Source organism: Granulicella sp. S156, from assembly GCF_009766105.1.
Taxonomy (GTDB): domain Bacteria; phylum Acidobacteriota; class Terriglobia; order Terriglobales; family Acidobacteriaceae; genus Granulicella.
The window spans coordinates 356,252-375,340 of the sequence record NZ_LMUH01000026.1; the positions used below are offsets into that span (position 1 = coordinate 356,252).

A 19,089-nucleotide genomic window follows, 5' to 3' on the forward strand; every position below is an offset into this window, starting at 1 on the left:
GCAAAGGCCGATTGCGGAGCTTTAAAACTGTTCGCAACCAGCAGCTAAAAAATTACGTTTGCTCTTAGAGGAAAACCGAAGGAGGGCCGCGTTTTTGATGGGAGCGATCGCGTGAGATGCGACGCTCGGTTTCGGCGCGCTGGGTAACTGTGAAGGTCGAGATGTTCGCGAGAACGGCCAGCGATGGCGCAGCAACAGCCATGAACGTGCCTGTCGGTGCAGTCATGGCGGGCCGCGGAAATTCCGGGCAGCGTGCGCTGAATGCTGGTGCGTCCGACGGCTGGCCCGCGTCCATCATGCAATGGTGCGCGCCGTTGCGGCGGCAGCAGGCAGGGAGGTGCGCCTCGATGTTCTGTCCAATTGCAAGCAGCGGTACAACGGTTGGAAGACCAAAGACAGCCAGCAGCAATAATGTAAGAACGCGACGCATGTGCGAGGAGTTTAGCAGGAATGACTCTGCTATCCGCAGATCTGTATCCGATTTGCGGTGCCCAAACTTAGTACGGCTTGTCCTAAAGAAGTGCATCGAATTAGAAGCTCAATCGAGCGCCAAGTTGAATGCTTCTTGGATCGCCTACTGCCGTTGCCTGACCAAAGGTTGAGTTCGGTGCGTTGGGATAGCTGCCGTTGCCAAATGTACCGTTCGGAATCATGTCGTTGCGATGGTTGAGTGCGTTGAAGGCTTCGGCCATGCCTTCCAGCTTGACTCGCTCTGTCAGCGAAAATGTGCGGCTAAGGCGCGAGTTCAGGCTGAAGAAGTCAAACCCGGTACCAGAGTTTCGGCCGATGACCGCTCCCGGGAGAGCCTCTGTGCAAGGGTTCAAGCCGCCATTGGCTGTCAGGCTGAAGCCTGATGCGCATGGTCTTTGTGCGGTCGCCTGTTTTGTGTTTGCACCCGTGGTGATGTTGAAAGGCAGTCGCGAGTAGTACTGCAGAACTCCTCCGAGCCTCCATCCGTGCGTCAGATGATCGACCCAGCCGTTGGCGGGCTTGATAGAGGAGGTAAGGCTTGCATCGAAGACAACGCGATGACGCTGGTCGTCGTCGGAACGACTCTGGTCTTCACGCAGGTTGAAGTTATTGATTGGAGCACTGAAGAAGAATTCGCTGATGTTATCGATGGCCTTGGAGTAGGTGTAAGAGAGTCGAGCAGAGCCCCATGGTAATGGACGTTGCTGCAATGAAACTTCCAGGGCGTCGAAGTAGGAGTCGAAGGCCGAACTGTAGGGCTTGATGTTGCCACGGGTGGGATCAGGTCGCGTTCCATCGAGATTGATGTTGGTGTTGATCGACCCGATGAGATGCTCTCCTCGCACATGTTGGTAGTTGATCCCAAGGGTGTTGGTCTTTGAGAGCTGCTGCTCAATTTCCAGACTCGCTTGCTGGGAGTAAGGGTTCTGAATATTGGGGTTCATCGTGGAGAAGTTTTCTACGGCCCCTGCTGGTGGGGCGATAGCCACATTAGGGAATGTGGGAGCTCCGGCTTGTCCAGGTGAGAAGGTGTAACTCAGCAGCGCTGCCTGGGCCGGGTCGATGGTATTGTGCGCCGAGAGAAGTGCATTGGCGAGTGGACGCAGCGGAATGCGGTCGTAGAAGAGACCGTAGCTGCCACGCACCACGGTTCCTCGATTCGCATAGGGTGACCATGAGAAGCCGATGCGGGGCGAGACATTATCGGTATCGGTGTTGATAGTGTGTAGAAATTCGAGGTCGTACCGCACTCCGATATTCAGCGTGAAAGACTGCGAGACCTTCCACTCATCCTGCGCATAGAACCCTATGCTGGGATTATTCTGCTGCACGATTGGTGTTCCGAAGTTTTGGGTATAGCCCTGCGAGTTATAGGTGCCATTGAGGAAGGTGGAGAGGGATGAGAACGAGTAAGAGCCGCGCAACGACTGGGGAAACGTGATCGTGTCGTCGTTGTAGAGGAAGTCTGTGCCCACCTTGAAGGTGTGTGCTCCACGCTCCATAACGAGGTTGTCGACTACCTCGCCCAGATAGTTTAGACGAGCCGTCGGTGAGGAGGTGGATCGCCCAAAGGTTGCCACACCGGAGATGCTGACAACGGGGCCGATCTGATCGTTCGGAGGGGCATTCAGACTGTCATAGATGAACTGGCCACGCGTCTCATTGAAGGTTCGCGGTGACAGCGTGGCAATATTGCTGAGGGCCACGGTGTGGTTGGTGTCGAATACAGAGGTTCCATTGCTAACTGCGTTGAGGCTGCCTGTGCCCCGCGCGTTGAGGCTGTTGAGTTGGTAGTAGCTGTATCGCACGCTGAACTGATCGTTGCGGCTGAAGCTGTGATCGGCGCGAAGGAAGGCTGTGTCCGTATGCAATGTGGTGGGATAGAGGGTGGTGGGACCTGTTCCAACCGTGAGCAACGGGGCCTGATACCCGACAGCCTTCAACTTTGAATTGATCGTGGCTGCGTTCGCCGGGGTGATGGTGATGATGCCATCGGTTCGCAGACGCTCCTCTTCAAAGTTGCCGAAGAGGAAGGTGCGATCTTTCTGGAGAGGTCCTGACAGGCTTGCACCGTACTGTCCTTGAGTAATTGGCAGGTTGCTGCCAGAGAGAGCGTTGTCCGCGTTCAGCCGTTGATTGCGGAGAAAGCCATAGGCGGTTCCATGGAGTTGGTTGGTTCCGCTCTTTGTGGCGATGTTGAAGTAACCACCGAGGGCGCGTCCGAACTCCGCCTGTCCTCCCGATGTCACGACCTGGAACTCACGCACTACGTCCATGCTGAAGACATTTCCAGCTACGTCAGCAGCATCGTCGTTGTCCGAAAGGCCATCGACAACGAAGCTATTGGAGAAGTTGCGCTGGCTGTTGATGGAATACCCCTGGCCTACGACCTCGGATGTCTCTGCTAACGTCTGTGTGCTCGCGGTGTTGGTGGGAGAGACGCCCGGCAGAAGAAGTGAAAGATCCAGATAGTTGCGTCCTTCAAACGGCAGATTGGCAACTTCATTCTGCGAGATGGTTGCAGCGATTTGGCTGCGGCTTGTTTCAAGGACGGGAGACACGGCGTTTACGGTGACGGCTTGTGTAGCGCCAGCGGTGAGAGTGATGGGAAGATTGAAGTCCGCGCCGATTGTTAGAGTGAGGGAGATTCCGGCATCCGAGAATCCGTCATGATGGATCGTCACTTGATATTGGCCGACCTGCAGATAAGGAAATCGGAAGCGTCCTGCAGCGTCGGTTTCTGTTTTGCTCTCGACATTTGTAACCGTTGCTCGTGCCGTTACGGTCGTGTCGCGAAGAATGGCTCCGGTGGGATCGGTGACACGTCCGGAGAGCGAGGCGTTGTTGATGGTCTCCTGCGCAGTAAGGCAGGGCACTACAAGGGACAGCAGAAAGATTGATAAAAGGCGATACACGTACGTCCTCCAGGGGACAGCAAAGCACACGACAAGACGTGGCTGCGGAAGTTCTTCTTGGGGATGGAAAGGAAGAGCTAGGAGAGACGAACGGCAGGAGGGCCACGTTTGTGGCGAGAGCGCTCGCGCGAGATGCGGCGCTGGGTTTCGGCGCGCTGGGGAGCGGCGAGGATTGAGATGTCAGTGAAAGCCAGCAGCGAAGGTGTCGCAATCGCTGCGAACGTGCCTGCAGGCGCGGTCATGGTGGGCCGTGGAAAGTTAGGGCAGCGGGCGCTGAACGCAGGAGTGTTCGACTGCTGGTCCGTGTTCATCATGCAATGGTGCGCGCCGTTGCGGCGGCAGCACGCAGGCAGATGCGCGTCGATGTCCTGCCCCATTGCAAGCAGCGGTGCGACGGTCGGAAGACCGAAGACAGCCAGCAGCAGCAATGCAAGAATGCGACGCATGTGCGACGAGTGTAGCAGGAATGGTGGAGCGATCTGCAGATCAGTGTCCGATTTGCGGCGCGCTAGTTGCAATCTGAGGTAGCTGCAGCAGGGCCTCATAGCTGCGCGAAAACCTAATAACGGCGGCCCATTCGCCGTCGCGATTGTCCTGCCAGACGATCTTGCCGCCGAGGATAGACGCTATCTCTGTAGGCGCTAAATCGCGCTCGGTGGCGAATTCGTGTCCGCGCCGAGAGTCCGGATGTTGGAGTAGATAGCTGCGAAGGCCGGGTGTCGTATACCGCGTGGTTATCACAAGAGCGGTGTCGAAGAGCTCAGGTTCCTGCTTGGCTTTCAGGACTTCGACAGCTGTGAAGTTTTCAATGGGCGCGACCTTGATTGAGCGTTGTGCATAGCCAAGGTCGGGACGTGAGAGTTCTGCTGCTGCGGGCCATGCGGTGAGGACGCGGGCATCGGGGAAGTGTTGGGTTATGTAATCGATGGCTTCCTGATGGACAACGATCATGTCGCGGTAGGTGAGGCTGTCTTCCGGAGCATAGGACGTCGGTGGACTGAACCAGAGCGCTGCAAAAAACGATACTCCGGTGAGAGCGACAAGCCAGGGCCAGCGGCGTGTGCGAGCGCGCCAGATAGCAACGCAGGTGAACAGTATCAGCGGATAGATGGGCAGCAGATAGCGCGTGAGAAGCGCTCCCCCAAGTATGGAGAAGGCTAGCCAGTTGGCAGCCACTAGAACTGCGATTGTACGGAGTGTTTCTGATGGTAGTGGCTGTGCTCCCTTTGCAGAGCGCCGTGGAAGAAACAGGCAGGCGAGCGTGAGGACGATTGCGACCCATATATTGCGCTGCCAAACCAGGTGCAGAAAGCGGTAGTACAGCGAGATAAAGATATGCGCTGCGCTGAGGTTCGCGGTCGCGTTGTAGCGCAGGTACTCGGGATTGCCGAAGGTGAAGCCTGTGCGGTGATGATGGTACCCGTACCACGCGAGCAGTGGCAGAAGCGGCAGCGAAAGTGTGATGAGCCAGGTTGCGTGAATGCGTCGTGCGATGAGGGAATGACGGTCGCGGATCAGCAGCACAAGGTGCATCGCAGCCAGAGCGGCGGGTTCGACGATGGTCGTCTCTTTGGAGAGTGCTGCAAGCGAGAAGAGCAAGGCAATCCATAGTTGCGTGCGCTTTACATGGCTATCTATTGCAGCGGTCGATTGTGTTGTTGTGAAGTACAGGGCGAAGGCCCAAAGCGTGAACGCTGCGGCGAAGATGTCGGCGTGTGCTAGCGTGCTCTGAACAAACCAGATCGGGTAGGTCGCTGTGAGAAGCGTTACCGCGATTGCTGCGGCTGGGCTAACGAGGCGCTGCGTCATCCGGAACACGGCCAGCAATGCGGCGGCGGAGAAGACGCAGACCATGAGGCGTGTTGCCAGGATGCGATAGCCGGTAATGTGCCAGAGCGTGCCGAGGACGATGTTCGGCAGTGGCGGATGAGCGTTGGTGAATTCGGGGATCAGGGTGAAGCGGTGGTAGAAGTCGAGGGCGGCTGGGATGTAATAGCCGCCCTCATCCCAGAAGTAGGGAAGGCGCAGGAGTGTGGTGTGTGCCAGTGCGATCGCGATGAAGAAGATCGCGAAGAGCATACGTCCAGGCAGGGACGCCAGTTTAGCGGCGGCCCTGCGGAGAGCTTGCGGAAGAGAGTCCACTGTTTAGTGGACGGGACCGTTGCCAGGGACGAAACGCGGGCCGCCCGGCTGGTTTCCCGATTGGGTGCTGTCCAGCGAGATGGTGCCGAAGGTTTGCTCGTACTGTGCGAGGTTGTGGGTCAACAAATTGTTGAGCGCCTTGGCCTGTTGCGGACTAAGATAAATCCCCTGAAAGTTGTCGATGCCCACCTGCTCGGCAGTTTGCTGCTCGAGCGTGCCAAAGACCAGGAAGAAGTCCCAGATGGAGAGGCGGACCTGGACGCTGTTGGCATAGGAGTCGCGGTAGTCGGCTGACTTGGTCAGGGTGATTTTGGTGTTGTCGGGTTGGGTAATGGTCTGGCTCATCGTCATCCTGAAGTCGGGCTTTGTTGGAAAGTGCCGTAACGGGGGTGTTTCCCGGGGGCGTTATGGATTTTGGTGCGGGAGGAGGGACTCGAACCCTCACGCCGAAGCACAGGCTTCTAAGACCTGCGTGTCTGCCATTTCACCACTCCCGCAGTGGAGTTAAGGGTAACGGGAATATAGAGGAGATGCAATCGGATGAGCAAAATGAACCTTTTACCCAATATTTGCGTTTTTCCTATAGGGGCGGTCGCGGAGGGCGCCTTTTACGTCTCAAGGAGTGGAGATCTGTGGGAAATCTGGTGTTTGGGAGACAGATTTGCGACCGACGAGGATGATAGTGCATCCTATTCATGAAAGTTGATAGAGGAACACTCAAGATGCCAAGCGAATTTGTTAGCGTGATCAAGCCGTCGGAAGTCAGGGTTGGGGAGGACAAGGGCCGTTCTTACCCTGTTTTGCCCGTTCGGGACACCGTTCTGTTTCCCCATGCGGTTCTGCCCCTGACTGTAGGGCGTGAGAGTTCCATTCAGTTGATCCAGTCCCTGGGCGAGGAAAAGACCATCCTTGTGGTGGCTCAGAAGGATGCCCGGCAGGACCAGCCGGATGGGTCGGACCTGCATACTATCGGTACCCGTGCGACCGTTCACAAGGTCGTGAAGATGCCGAACCAAAGCCTCTTTGTCTTTACTGAGGGTACGGAGCGAGTGAAGCTGGGGGCCTTTACCCAGTCGCAGCCGTTCCTGATGGCGGAGTGCGAAGTGCTGCCCGAGACTGAGCCGGAGGTGTCTCCGGAGGCAGAGGCGATGCAGCGGAATGTGGTGGGGCAGTTCCAGGAGATCGTAACGTCCTCGTCGACGCTGTCGGACGACCTGCAGACGATCGCGATCAACATCGAGGAGCCGAGTAGACTGTCGGACTTTATCGCGTCGAGTCTGCCGTTCCTTTCTACCGGCGACAAGCAGGAACTGCTTGAGACGACGGATGTGAAGACGCGACTGGAGAAGATCAATAGCCACCTGGCTAAAGAAATCGAGGTGCAGCAGCTTCGCAACAAGATCCAGACCGAGGTACAGGACTCCGTTCAGCAATCGCAGCGCGACTACTATCTGCGCGAGCAGATGAAGGCTATCCAGAAGGAGTTGGGCGACCAGGACGACACGCAGAAGGATATCGCCGACCTGAAGGAGAAGATCGAAGCGGCGGGCATGCCCGAAGACGTGAAGAAGGACGCGCTCAAGGAGCTGGGCCGGTTGGGCCGGATGAATCCTGCGGCTGCAGACTACTCGCTGACGCGGAACTATGTGGAGTGGCTGGCGGTATTGCCGTGGTCGAAGGGTTCGGCCGGCGAAGTGGACATTGTGAAGGCACAGGATGTGCTCGACGAGGACCACTATGGGCTGAAGAAGGTGAAGGATCGCATTCTCGACTATCTGAGTGTGCGGCGCCTGAAGCCGGATATGAAGGGGCCGATCCTGTGCTTCGTCGGACCTCCGGGTGTGGGAAAGACCTCACTGGGACGTTCGATTGCTCGCTCGCTGGGACGCAAGTTCTCGCGCATCTCGCTGGGTGGTATGCATGATGAGGCGGAGATCCGCGGGCATCGGCGCACCTATATCGGCGCGCTGCCGGGGCAGATTATTCAGCATTTGAAGAGGGTTGAGGTCAACGATCCGGTCTTTATGCTGGATGAGATCGACAAGCTGGGCCGCGATTTCCGCGGAGACCCATCGAGCGCGTTGCTGGAGACGCTTGATCCGGAGCAGAACAATACGTTCCGGGACAACTATCTCGACCAGCCGTTCGACCTGAGCAAGGTCTTGTTCATCTGCACAGCGAACCAGCTTGACCCGATTCCTGCGCCGTTGCTGGACCGCATGGAGATCATCGAGCTGACCGGCTATACGGAAGAGGAGAAGGTCAACATCGCGGAAAAGTACCTGATTCCGCGGCAGATCAAGGAGAACGGCATCTCGCCGGAGCTGATCGAGTTTCCGACAGCCAGCGTTGGGCTGATTGCGCGGCACTATACGCGTGAGGCCGGCGTGCGCAGGCTGGAGCAGCTCATCGGAACGGTGTGCCGCAAGCTGGCTCGCAAGGTCGCCGAAGGGCGGACGGAGAAGCTGGTGATTACGCCTGAGATCATCCACGAGTTCCTGGGTGGGATCAAGGTTCGTGTGGACACAGAGATTGCCGAGCGCACCAAGCGTGCAGGCGTGGCTGTGGGCCTGGCATGGACACCGGCGGGTGGCGACGTGCTCTTTATCGAAGCCAACAAGATGAAGGGCAAGGGAGGTTTCAGCATCACAGGCCAGATCGGCGATGTGATGAAGGAGTCGATGCAGGCGGCGTTGACGTGGGTGCGGTCGAATGCGACCTCACTAGGGTTGGACGAAGATGTGCTGAAGGACATCGACCTGCACATTCACGTTCCGGCGGGAGCGATCCCCAAGGACGGCCCGAGCGCAGGTGTCACGATGGCGACGGCGCTGGTATCTCTGCTGACCGATAAGCCTGTGCGTCCGCTGCTGGCGATGACCGGCGAGATTACGCTGAGCGGCAATGTGCTGCCGGTCGGCGGCATCAAGGAGAAGTTCCTTGCGGCCAAGCGGGCGGGTGTTCGCGACGTGATTCTTCCGATAGATGTGAAGTCTAATGTGGAAGAGGACCTTACAGCGGATCAGGTCGAGGGCGTGACGATTCACTATGCTTCGCGGATCGAGGATGTGCTGGCTGTGGCTTTGCCGAAGACGGTGAAGGAAGCGGTGCATTACGACGAGGTGCGGGAAGAAGTGCTTGCTGGCGCTGCGGAGTAGTTGAGCGAAGGAATACAAGGGCGATTCGCGAAGAGCGGATCGCCCTTTTTTCTGATCTGTACGCTTTCGGGGAGGTGCGAACGAAAAACGGGAGACAGCAGGTTCGCTCGCTCCGCTCGGAATGACAAACCAGAAAAGCAAAAGCAAAATACAGGGGTCTCTCCACTACGCGTCACGATAAAGCCATGACGCTTCGGTCGAGATGACAATATTGGTGGGGTGCAATATTGGTGGGTTGCAATTGATGGGTTGCACCTGAAGCGTGAACCTCTTGTTGCAGGAGAGTCCTATGATGACGATCGGACATTCGACGCTGAGGATCGAAGCGTTTCTGCGAGCGCTTGGGGAGAGTGGTGTTGAGTTGCTGGTCGATGTGCGGAGCCGTCCTGGGTCGCGGAGGCATCCGCAGTTTGGGCAGGAGACGCTGTTTGCGTCGTTGCGGGAGGCGGGAATCGAGCCGGTGTGGCGCAAGGGGTTGGGAGGGTGGCGGGAGGCGCGTAAAGACAGCATCAACACCGGCTGGCGAGTGAACAGCTTTCGCGGCTATGCGGACTATATGGAGACCGCTGCGTTCCAGAGCGAGATTGAGTGGCTGTTGGCCCAGAAGAAGCCTCTGGCGGTGATGTGCGCCGAGGCGGTTCCGTGGGGGTGTCATCGTTCGCTGATTGCCGACGCTATGCTCGCTCGCGGTGTTGAGGTTGAAGATATATTGGTTACTCCCGAAGGCGGGAGTTCGCGGAAGCCTCATGAGATGACGCGCTTTGCGCGCGTGGAGGGGGACCGGGTCTGGTATCCGGCCGAGAATGGCGAGCTCTTTGGCGGTATGCTCGGAGCGGGTGATAAAGGGGAGGACGAGTGAGGCTTTTGCTGATCGACACCTGCGGTGAAGTGGGAAGTGTGGCGTTGAGCGAGGGCGAGACGATTGCCGCCAGCGAGATGCTGCCGGAGCGTGGGTCGTCGTCCGCTCTTTTGCCTGCCGTAACGCGACTGCTGCAATCAAAGGGATGGGCGTTATCGAAGCTTGATGGGATTGGCGTTGTGGCTGGGCCAGGGTCCTTTACGGGCGTGCGTGTGGGGCTGGCAGCGGCCAAGGGATTGTGCGAGGCTGCGAGCCTGCCGCTGGCTGCGGTATCGCGGCTGGCTGTGCTGGCAGAGGCTGCGGCGCTTGTGGATGGATACGCTGTGCTCGACGCTGGGCGGGGTGAGTATTATGTCCGCATCGTGCGGTCTGGCGAGGAGGCACAGGATGCGCTTTGCCATCGCGACGATTTGCTGACCAAGGCGTATGCGAAGCGAGTTGTGGTCGCTGAATCAAAGTTAGTGGAGCAGATTGCGGTGCTGCGGCCTGAACTTCATCTTCTGAGGGCTGAACATGCTTTGCCAGCCGTGTTGCGAGGGTTGCAAGAGGGTGGGAGTGATGTTGCGACGATAGATGCGAATTATGTTCGGGGGGAGAGGGATATCTATGCGAAGGTGGCGGTGAGGTGACAAAGTAGCTTTGAGTTGCTCGCTTTTTGTGAGCTGCGAACGAAAAACGGGAGACAGCAGGTTCGCTCGCTCCGCTCGGAATGACAAACAGAAAAGCAAAAGCAAGGGCAAAGGCAGAGGCGCGGTTTCAATAGATCCCTATGAGTATCTTCTCGAAGTCGCTCGAAATCCGACGTGCGCAGCCCGAAGACCTGGCCGAGGTGTTGCGTATTGAGAGGGCTGTGCCGGAGGCGCCGCACTGGGGGGAGCCGGTTTATCGCGACATTCTTTTGCAGGAGCCTGGGGAGATAAAGCTGAATCGAGCGCTGTTTGTCGCTGGGGACGGCAAGCGGATTGTGGGGTTTGCGGTTGCGGCGGTTGTTGCCGATCAGGCGGAGTTGGAGAGTATCGCGGTCGATCCGGAGCGGCGCAGGCTTGGGGTGGGAGGGGCGTTGTCGGGCGCGGTCATACTTTGGGGGCGTCAGGCAGGTGCGCGGGAGATGCTGCTTGAAGTAAGATCGGCGAACGCGGAAGCTCGTGCGTTGTATGATCGCCTGGGTTTTAAGGAAACCGGTCTTCGCCGCGGGTATTATTCCGACCCTCCCGATGACGCGGTGTTGATGTCTGTAAGTCTTTCTAACGCAGCAGATTTATAATCGGTGACTATGGTTCGCGACGGAATTTTTTATGGGCTCGCCCTGTTGGTTGTGGCGGCGATTGTCTGGCACTTCACGGAAATTGGGAGCCTGACGGCCATCCCAGTGGTGCTGGCGATGTTCTTTGTCTGGTTCTTTCGCGATCCCTCGCGCAAAGTGCCTGCTGGTGCTGGGCTTATCGTCTCACCGGCTGACGGCAAGGTGGAAGAGGCAGAATGGATAGAGACGACTGCCGGCGGACGCCTGCGTGTGACGATCTTCCTCAACGTCTTCGATGTCCACGTGAATCGTGTGCCGGTGGGCGGCACGGTGGAGCTGGTGGAGTTTCGTGAAGGTCAGTTTCTGAACGCGATGCGGCCAGAGTCTTCCGTCCATAACGAGCAGACGCTGGTCACGATCAATACTGGGAGCTATCTGGTCAGTTTCAAGCAGATCGCCGGTCTTCTGGCGCGGCGCATCGTCTGCAACCTTAAGGTGGGTGACCGTGTGGAACGCGGCCAGCGCATGGGGTTGATCAAGTTCGGTTCGCGAGTGGATGTGCTGCTTCCCCCTGAGGCCAAGTTGAGCGTGAAGGTCGGAGATCGGGTCAAGGGTGGGAGCTCCGTACTCGCTGCCATGCCGGATGGGGCCGTCTGATGGCAATGCCAGTTTTAGAGGACGCGCCGAAACGCCTGCCGCAGCGTCGTGGCATGTATGTGCTGCCGTCTCTGTTTACAGCAGGCAATATCGCGGCGGGTTACTACGCACTGACGGAGAGTATCCGCGGGGTTGGGGGCGATCCCCGGGCCTTCGATCACGCTGCGCTGGCGATTGGCTTTGCGGTGATGTTCGATGGGCTGGACGGACGTGTCGCCCGCATGACCAATACCTCCAGCGATTTCGGTAAAGAGTTCGACTCGCTGGCCGACGTCATTACCTTCGGTGTTGCGCCGAGCCTGCTTGCTTACCTTTGGGGAGTGCATGCTGTGCTGCCATCAGCGTATCCCGTGGTGGATGATCGGCTGCACGGCCTGGGAATCGTCATCTGCTTTCTGTTCCTCATCTGCGGCGCGTGCCGGTTGGCGAGGTTCAACATCAGTGTGAATCCGCAGCCACGTAACCCCGGGCGGCCGGGCAGGAAGTACTTCGTCGGTATGCCGATTCCGGCTGGGGCTGGCGTGATTGCGGCGGTCGTTCACTTTGAGCAGGGGTCGCCGATTCATGACCTGTGGCTTTCCGCGGTCTGGCTGGCGTTGCTGGCGTTCACCGGTTTTTTGATGGTGAGCAGTTGGCGATTCTGGAGCGGCAAGGAGATGAACCTGGCGGAGAAGCAGCCCGTGCGCGGGGTTCTCCTGCTGGTGGTTGCGCTGGCGCTGGTTATCGTGTTTTCACGATATGCGTTGATCATTATTGCGATGGTCTATCTGCTGTCGGGTGTTCTGGCGCGGCTGGCCTACTCGTGGGGACGTCGTAACGCATCGAATTAAACGCGAGCTGCTGAACTGCGACGTAGCCGAAGGAGAAATAGCTTGGCCGGAAGACTTATAAAGGCGGCGATCGTTGGAGCGTCCAGCATTTTGGGAAAAGAGCTCGCGGACGAGTTGAACGCGTCATTGGTTGCGACCTGGGATATTGCACTGTTCGACACGGGTGACGTCACTGGACAGGTGACGGCTGCGGGCGATGAGCCCATGGTGATTCAGGAGATCGGACCTGTCTCCTTTGTGGGGATCGATGTGGTGTTTTTTGCCGGCGATGCCGCAACGACGCGCAAACACTGGAAGGACGCGCTGACTGCAGGAGCGAGCGTCATCGATTTGAGCTTCGCGCTCGAGAACGAGAAGGGTGTTCTGGTACGGTGTCCGTTGATCGAGACCACTGAAGCAGGGACGACGCCCGCTCCCGATCTGACGACAAAGGTCATCGTGCCGGCGCATCCTGCGGCGGTGATGCTGGCGATGCTGGCGGCTCGGCTGCGGGGGAAGTGGAAGACGGCGCGCCTGGTGGCAACGGTTCTGGAACCGGCTTCGCAGCAGGGCAGAGAGGGGCTTGAAGAACTGCACCAGCAGACGGTAGGGACACTATCGTTTCAGTCGCTGCCCAAGGATGTGTACGACACGCAGGTTTCGTTCAATCTGAATGCGGCGCTGGGTGCTGCGGCGAAGCTGGATCTCAGCAAGCTGACCGCGCAGGTGCGGCTGCACTTTGGGGACATCGCGGGCGGGGAAGCCCTATCGGCGCTGGCGCTCCAGTTGCTGCAGGCTCCGGTATTCAATGGCTATACAGCCTCAGTTTTTGCAGAGTTCGGGGAAAAACAGAAGCTGGCGGATGTGGTGAAGGCCCTGCAGGGCGGGATGGTCAGCGTGGTTGGGCCGGATGAGCCGGAGCCCAGCAATATGAGCGTGATTGAACAGGCACAGATGCTGGTCAGCGTTCGTACGGAGCCTTCTGCAGAGAATGGGTTCTGGCTATGGATGGCGGTCGACAATCTTCGTCTTGCTGCGCGGAATGCTTCCGCGTGTGCGATGGAGCTGGTGGCGTTGCGGCCTGCGGGTAAGGTGCAATAGCGCGCAGGGTGTTGGCTTGCGTATGCGAGAACAAACAACGGCAAAAGCCTTGATGCAAAGGTCGCGAAGGAAAAACGCAAAGGTTCGCTACGGCTGTCGTGGCGAACCTTTTCTCCCTTAGCGCACTTTGCGGCAAATTTTTAGGGTGTATGTCGAAGGATTGCAGTCCGTGCCCAGAGTTTAATGGGCTGGTGCCGAGGATCGTAGATTTCTGATAGCTTATTGGGGAAACGTTTTCTCAAACTCGCGAGCGAGCTCCTTATGACCCCAGGTATCCGTTTTCAGTCTCTCTGCTTTGTCGCACTCTTGTTTCTCTGCGGCTCCAGTCTTGCTGCACAAGGACAGAGTGCCCCAGCTGCTTCAGCGCAACTCACGGTAGATGCGGCGAAGATTGTCAGCCCTGTCAGTCCGACGCTCTATGGCCTGATGACCGAGGAGATCAACCATTCCTATGACGGCGGCCTCTATGCGGAACTCGTGCGTAACCCCACGTTTCGCAATATCTGGTCGGGTATACAGGGTTGGGAGCTAGTGCGTAACGGAGATGCTGGCGCTGCTATGAGTCTGGATAAGACCACGGGTCCAAGTGCTGCCCTCTCCTCCAGTCTTAAGCTCGAGGTTGCTTCCGCATCGTCTGGCAATGAGGCAGGCGTGAGCAACTCCGGTTACTGGGGTATCGCCTTGCGGGCGCACACCGCATACCGCGGATCACTGTATGCCAAGGTGGATGGCGCAAGTCCTGGCCCGCTTACCGTGCGTTTGATCAGCGACGATAGCGGTGCGGTGCTGGCAGAAGCCCAGGTTGCGCTGCATGCAGGCGGATGGTCGCAGTACAACCTCTCACTGACTACGGGAGCGATTGCGGCGTCGTCGAAGAATCATCTGCAGCTTACTGTGGCGCATCCCGAGACCTTGTGGCTGCAGCTGGTGTCGCTCTTTCCTCCGACGTTCAACGATAGACCCGACGGCCTTCGTCCCGATCTTATGGCGCTGATGGCCGCGATGCATCCGCACTTTCTTCGGCTGCCGGGAGGGAACTATCTTGAAGGCGATACTCTGGCGGATTGGTACGACTGGAAGAAGACGATTGGGCCGCGTGTGAATCGTCCTGGACACCAGGCGCCGTGGAGTTATTGGTCGACTGACGGACTGGGGCTGCTGGAGTTTTTGGAGTGGTGCGAGGACTTGCACGTTGAGCCTGTGCTTGCGGTCTATGCGGGCTATGCTTTGAAGGGAGAGCATGTTGCGACTGGCCATGATCTCGAACCCTATGTGCAGTCTGCCGTGGATGAAGTGGAATATGTAACTGGCGATGTTTCGACCAAGTGGGGAGCCGAGCGTGCTCGTGATGGCCATCCGGCGCCCTTCCCTTTGCACTACATTGAGATTGGCAATGAAGATGAATTCGACAAGTCGCATAGCTATGATGCGAGGTTTGCGCAGTTCGCCCAGGCATTGCGCCAGCACTATCCACAGTACAAACTGATTGCGACGACTCGCGTAAAAGAAGCGAATGCAGGCGAGCAGCCTGACCTGATCGACGATCACTTCTATAAATCTCCTGCTGCGATGTTCGATCTGGTACACCACTATGACAATGAGCCACGCACCGGGCCGAAGATCTTTGTCGGAGAGTGGGCGACGCGTTCCGGCTCACCAACGCCAAACTTCGGCGATGCTCTTGGCGACGCTGCCTGGATGACCGCGATGGAGCGGAACAGCGATTTAATCCTGATGGCGAGCTACGCACCACTGCTGACCAACGTGAACCCAGAGGCGATGCAGTGGCCGACTGACTTGATCGGCTATGACGAGTCCAACAGCTACGGGTCGCCGAGTTACTACGCGCAGTGCCTCTTTGCTACGCATCTCGGTGATGGTGCGGCACAGACAACGATTACAGGTGCGGGTGCGAGGTTCTTTTATTCTGCAACGGTTTCTTCGAAGGACCACGTACTGCACTTGAAGCTGGTCAACGCGTCGGATGTAGACCAGGCGCTGAGGATTCGTCTCACGGGTATCTCGGTGGGAGACTCTGTGGCGCAGATCGATTCACTGCATGCCGCCAGCTTCGAGGCTACGAACTCGATTACTTTGCCGAAGGCGATCCAACCTGTTGTATCGACCCTGCATTTCAAGGGGCACGAGTTCAACCAGGTTGTGCCGCAATTCACGATCCAGGTAATCGACATACCGTTGAGATAACGGATTTAAATTCGTTTGCTATCTGCCATAGGGAGTAACAGCAGAGACGCTGGGGCTGGGCGGTAGTTCCCAATCGGCAAACGCGTCTGGGTGGGATGCATCGAAAGGTGGTATTGGTAGACGAAGATAGCGTGCCAGTGGAAGCTTCTGGTCGCGAATATTCTGCACGATGGCGCGGGCTAGCTCGTAGGCTCCGTAGGAGTTGAAATGTGTGTTGTCCTTCAGCTCTTCGGTCTGTCCGGGGAAAGTATTGGCGGGATAGTGGACAAAGGCGTGCAACGTTCCGGTCTCGCCCATGGTTTCAAATAGAGTTTTGCTCATGGCATTCAGGTCGATGAGCGCGAGCTTCTGTTGTTCGGCGACCTCGCGCATCGCGGCTGGATAATCACCGAGTGTCTGAACGATCTTTCCGTCGGCGTCGAAGTTACGGCGGTTCATCGGTGTCACCAGAATCGGAGTGGCGCCGTGGGCGCGGGCCTCGGTGATGTATTGCAGAAGATAGGTCTTGAAATCTGTGGCTGCTGGAACGTAACCGTTACCTGGTTTTTGATCGTTGTGACCAAACTGAATCATGAGATAGTCGCCGGGGCGAATGGTGGACAGAATCTTTGCAAGGCGGTGCTCCCCTACGAAACTGCGAATGGTTTCACCAGACTCTGCCTCATTGGCGATAGAGAGGCGCGGGCCGAAGAAGACGGGCAACATCTGGCCCCATGCGGCCCATGGTTCTTTGTCCTGATCGACGACCGTTGAGTCGCTGGCAAGGTAAAGCGTAGGAACATGGTCGATTGGTTGGATGGAGATGGAGCGTACGCTGGGATGATCGCCATTGAACTCAAGCGTGAGCTTTTCGTCCCAGTCCAGTGCGCCAATTTCGCGTAGCTTCAGTGCCACCTTTGACGGTGGTGCTGATCCCAGCGCAGAGATGGCTGCAGAGCGGACGTTGACGTTGAAGGTGACGCGTCTGGATTTTTCCGCGGCGACTTCCATTTGATTGATAAAGAGGCGGCGTGATTCGGCGCGTACCGTGGTTGTCGACGCAGCGGGGCCGCCAAGAGTGAGCGTTACCTGATAGTTTCCATCCGGAACTGCGATCGAGAAGAAGAAGGGTTGAACGCTGCTGCAGGAGCTGCTTGCAAAGCTCGTGGGTGAGGTGCCAAGGTCGAATCCGAATGCTGGAAAGGTGTCGGAGGCAGATACCGGACGGGAGGGGCTCTTGTAGATGGTTGCCGCAGATAATGGCTTCTCTTGAGCAGCAGATTGTTTCCCCGCGCAGTCGAAGTGCCAGACGGGTTGGGCCGTCGTCACGCTGCATAAAGCGAGGGTAATTGAGCTAAACACCGCGATGTTGCGGAAGAGTGTTTTTGAGTTTTTATAGGCGCGACGCCAGTATAGAAACATGCGGTTCCTCGATGAATCAGACGCAGCGATGATATACAACTCTATTATATAAAATTATTTTCCTATTGACATTAGCTTATTGCGCTACATAGAGTTTGCAGTTGGAAGGTAAAGCATGGTCGTCAGATGTTCTCGCGTGCGGCAGACCCTCAGCAAGTTTCGGTGTCCCGTTGGAAGGACGGCCTTTGCCGCGGCAGTGCTTGCCGGTTTGCTCTGCTTTGTTTTTGGCGAGAGCTCGAACGCTTTGGCACAGGTACAGAAGAGCGCCGAAAGCGGATCAGGCTTTGCGGTCGTGGGAGATCATTTCGAACTCGATGGGAAGCCTGTCCAGTTACTCTCGGGCGAGATGCACTACGAGCGCATACCGCATCAGTACTGGCAAGCGCGCATGGAGATGGCCAAAGCGATGGGCCTGAACACGATCGCTACTTATGTTTTCTGGAATGTGCATGAGCCCACGCCAGGTGTTTATGATTTCTCGGGCGACCTGGATCTGGCGGCGTTCGTGAGACTGGCGCAGAAGGAACATCTGAACGTGCTGCTGCGGGCTGGTCCGTACTCCTGCGCGGAGTGGGAGTACGGCGGATTTCCTGCGTGGCTGCTGGCCGATCCAAAGATGAGTAAGGCACTGCGCAGCAACGACGATGCCTTCATGATCCCGGTGGAACGCTGGATCAAACGGCTGGCGCAGGAGGTTGCGCCGCTGCAGGTTGGACTTGGTGGGCCGATTATTGCGGTGCAAGTGGAGAATGAGTACGGCAACTTTTCCAACGATCACAGCTACATGGAGCATATGAAGGAGATCTTCGTGCGTGCGGGATTTACTCGATCGATGCTCTATACCGTCGATCCGTCGAAGAGCCTTGCTTCAGGTGAGTTGGACGGCGTGTATTCGGGAGTGAACTTCGGCACTGGAGGTTCGGTGCAGGGGCTGACAGCGCTCGCGAAAGAGCGGCCGGGGCAGCCGTTGTTTGCGACGGAGTACTGGCCGGGGTGGTTCGATCATTGGGGGCATCCGCATGAGACGCGGCCTATCGATAAGCAGGTCGAAGACCTGAACTACATTCTCAGCCATAAAGCGTCGCTCAATATCTACATGTTTCATGGTGGGACGAGTTTTGGATTCATGAGCGGGGCGAGTTGGACAGGCGGGAACTATCTGCCGGACGTTACCAGCTATGACTACGATGCTCCACTGGATGAAGCAGGGCATCCAACGCCGAAGTTCTATGCGTATCGTGAAGTTCTCGCGAAGTATTCGAGTAGTCCATTGCCGCCTGTACCTGCTTCGCCGCCGGTAGTCACATTGGGCCCATTCCCCGTTAACCATGCAAGCTCTCTCTGGGGGCATCTGCCTAAGTCCGTCAAGTCCGAGAATCCAGAGACGATGGAAGCGCTTGGGCAATCGTATGGCTACATCCTTTACCGGAAGAGACTCGATGCTGCAGCGGATGGGCCGCTGGTTCTAGACGAAGTGCATGACTATGCGCTCGTCTATGTGGATGGCCAATTGATTGGAACGGTCGATCGGAGACTCAAGCAGGATCGCGTTGAATTGAAGGCTTCAAAAGGGGCGCGCCTCGATATTCTGGTGGAGAACTCTGGGCGCATCAACTCAACGAAGATGATGCGCGGAGAAGTGAAGGGCATAACGCGCTCTGTTCACTTGGCAGGAGCGCCGCTGATGGGCTGGGAGAACTATTCACTCCCCATGGAAGATGCCGGCAAGATGCGTCCCGTCAAGAGCGGCGGCGCTGAAGAAAAGATTGCAACTGCCGGCCCCCATTTCTTCTTTGCAAGCTTCAAGACAAGTAAACCGGGCGATGTCTTTCTCGATGTAAGCGCACTCGGCAAGGGGGCGCTCTGGATCAATGGACATGCGATGGGCCGATACTGGAATGAGGGGCCGCAGAAGACGCTCTATGTTCCCGCTCCGTGGTTGCATTCTGGAAGTAATGAGGTGGTGATCTTTGATCTGTTCCGAGCCACGAACGGCAAGCCGATGTTGGCAGGCCTTGCCCAACCGATATTGAACGCGAAGACCCCGGAGATTGCGCAGCCCTCGAAGGTGGCAGCGTCTCCAAAGATTGATTAAGAAACAGTTGCGAGGTTGAGTCCAGATGGGCGT

15 protein-coding genes and 1 tRNA gene are annotated in these 19,089 nt (G+C 57.4%); 9 read left to right on the plus strand and 7 right to left on the minus strand.

All coding sequences use genetic code 11. From position 1 onward, the window contains the following. Positions 1-64: 64 nt before the first annotated feature. From GSQ91_RS23030 to GSQ91_RS23055, 6 genes are all read right to left on the minus strand, one after another. Entirely contained in the window at positions 65-430 is a 366-nt protein-coding gene (locus tag GSQ91_RS23030) for a hypothetical protein (RefSeq protein WP_158824097.1), read from the minus strand. A gap of 100 nt (positions 431-530) precedes the next feature. Next, on the minus strand, positions 531-3,386 hold the full coding sequence (locus GSQ91_RS23035) for a carboxypeptidase regulatory-like domain-containing protein (protein ID WP_158824098.1): 2,856 nt from the start codon (positions 3,384-3,386) through the stop codon (positions 531-533). 77 nt (positions 3,387-3,463) lie between these two features. Beyond that, positions 3,464-3,832: a hypothetical protein gene (locus tag GSQ91_RS23040; protein WP_158824099.1), complete on the minus strand. Its 369-nt coding sequence runs from the start codon at positions 3,830-3,832 to the stop codon at positions 3,464-3,466. 40 nt (positions 3,833-3,872) lie between these two features. Then, positions 3,873-5,465 (minus strand): glycosyltransferase family 39 protein, encoded by a 1,593-nt coding sequence (locus tag GSQ91_RS23045; RefSeq protein ID WP_254064843.1) that lies wholly within the window; start codon positions 5,463-5,465, stop codon positions 3,873-3,875. 66 nt (positions 5,466-5,531) lie between these two features. After that, positions 5,532-5,873: a DUF3467 domain-containing protein gene (locus GSQ91_RS23050; RefSeq protein ID WP_158824101.1), complete on the minus strand. Its 342-nt coding sequence runs from the start codon at positions 5,871-5,873 to the stop codon at positions 5,532-5,534. A 70-nt stretch (positions 5,874-5,943) separates the two neighbouring features. Further along, a tRNA-Leu gene (locus tag GSQ91_RS23055) sits at positions 5,944-6,025 on the minus strand. A gap of 225 nt (positions 6,026-6,250) precedes the next feature. Between GSQ91_RS23055 and lon the strand changes: the two genes are divergently transcribed. From lon to GSQ91_RS23095, 8 genes are all read left to right on the plus strand, one after another. Then, a complete protein-coding gene (gene lon / locus GSQ91_RS23060; protein WP_158824102.1) occupies positions 6,251-8,686 on the plus strand; it encodes an endopeptidase La in 2,436 nt (811 codons plus the stop codon). A gap of 289 nt (positions 8,687-8,975) precedes the next feature. Beyond that, positions 8,976-9,545: a DUF488 family protein gene (locus tag GSQ91_RS23065; RefSeq protein ID WP_158824103.1), complete on the plus strand. Its 570-nt coding sequence runs from the start codon at positions 8,976-8,978 to the stop codon at positions 9,543-9,545. Next, the gene (gene tsaB / locus GSQ91_RS23070) at positions 9,542-10,174 is read left to right on the plus strand and encodes a tRNA (adenosine(37)-N6)-threonylcarbamoyltransferase complex dimerization subunit type 1 TsaB (protein ID WP_158824104.1); all 633 of its coding nucleotides are present in this window, start codon (positions 9,542-9,544) and stop codon (positions 10,172-10,174) included. Before GSQ91_RS23065 ends, tsaB begins: the two co-directional genes overlap by 4 nt. Positions 10,175-10,314: 140 nt before the next feature. Continuing rightward, positions 10,315-10,809 carry a ribosomal protein S18-alanine N-acetyltransferase gene (gene rimI, locus GSQ91_RS23075; RefSeq protein ID WP_158824105.1) on the plus strand — a complete coding sequence of 165 codons (495 nt, stop codon included), beginning with the start codon at positions 10,315-10,317 and terminating at the stop codon, positions 10,807-10,809. Positions 10,810-10,818: 9 nt separating this feature from the next. After that, on the plus strand, positions 10,819-11,445 hold the full coding sequence (locus GSQ91_RS23080) for a phosphatidylserine decarboxylase family protein (RefSeq protein WP_158824573.1): 627 nt from the start codon (positions 10,819-10,821) through the stop codon (positions 11,443-11,445). Further along, positions 11,445-12,275: a CDP-diacylglycerol--serine O-phosphatidyltransferase gene (gene pssA / locus GSQ91_RS23085; protein WP_371417138.1), complete on the plus strand. Its 831-nt coding sequence runs from the start codon at positions 11,445-11,447 to the stop codon at positions 12,273-12,275. The genes GSQ91_RS23080 and pssA overlap by 1 nt, the downstream gene beginning before the upstream one ends. 42 nt (positions 12,276-12,317) lie before the next feature. Next, the gene (locus GSQ91_RS23090; RefSeq protein WP_158824107.1) at positions 12,318-13,355 is read left to right on the plus strand and encodes an Asd/ArgC dimerization domain-containing protein; all 1,038 of its coding nucleotides are present in this window, start codon (positions 12,318-12,320) and stop codon (positions 13,353-13,355) included. Between the two features lie 261 nt (positions 13,356-13,616). Next, complete coding sequence (locus GSQ91_RS23095) at positions 13,617-15,560, plus strand: alpha-L-arabinofuranosidase C-terminal domain-containing protein (RefSeq protein WP_158824108.1); 1,944 nt, start codon at positions 13,617-13,619, stop codon at positions 15,558-15,560. An 18-nt stretch (positions 15,561-15,578) separates the two neighbouring features. Here GSQ91_RS23095 and GSQ91_RS23100 read toward each other — a convergent pair whose 3' ends face one another. Further along, complete coding sequence (locus GSQ91_RS23100; protein WP_158824109.1) at positions 15,579-16,961, minus strand: rhamnogalacturonan acetylesterase; 1,383 nt, start codon at positions 16,959-16,961, stop codon at positions 15,579-15,581. A gap of 115 nt (positions 16,962-17,076) precedes the next feature. Here GSQ91_RS23100 and GSQ91_RS23105 point away from each other — a divergent pair, with 115 nt between their 5' ends. Continuing rightward, on the plus strand, positions 17,077-19,056 hold the full coding sequence (locus GSQ91_RS23105; protein ID WP_158824110.1) for a beta-galactosidase family protein: 1,980 nt from the start codon (positions 17,077-17,079) through the stop codon (positions 19,054-19,056). The last annotated feature ends 33 nt before the right edge of the window (positions 19,057-19,089 follow it).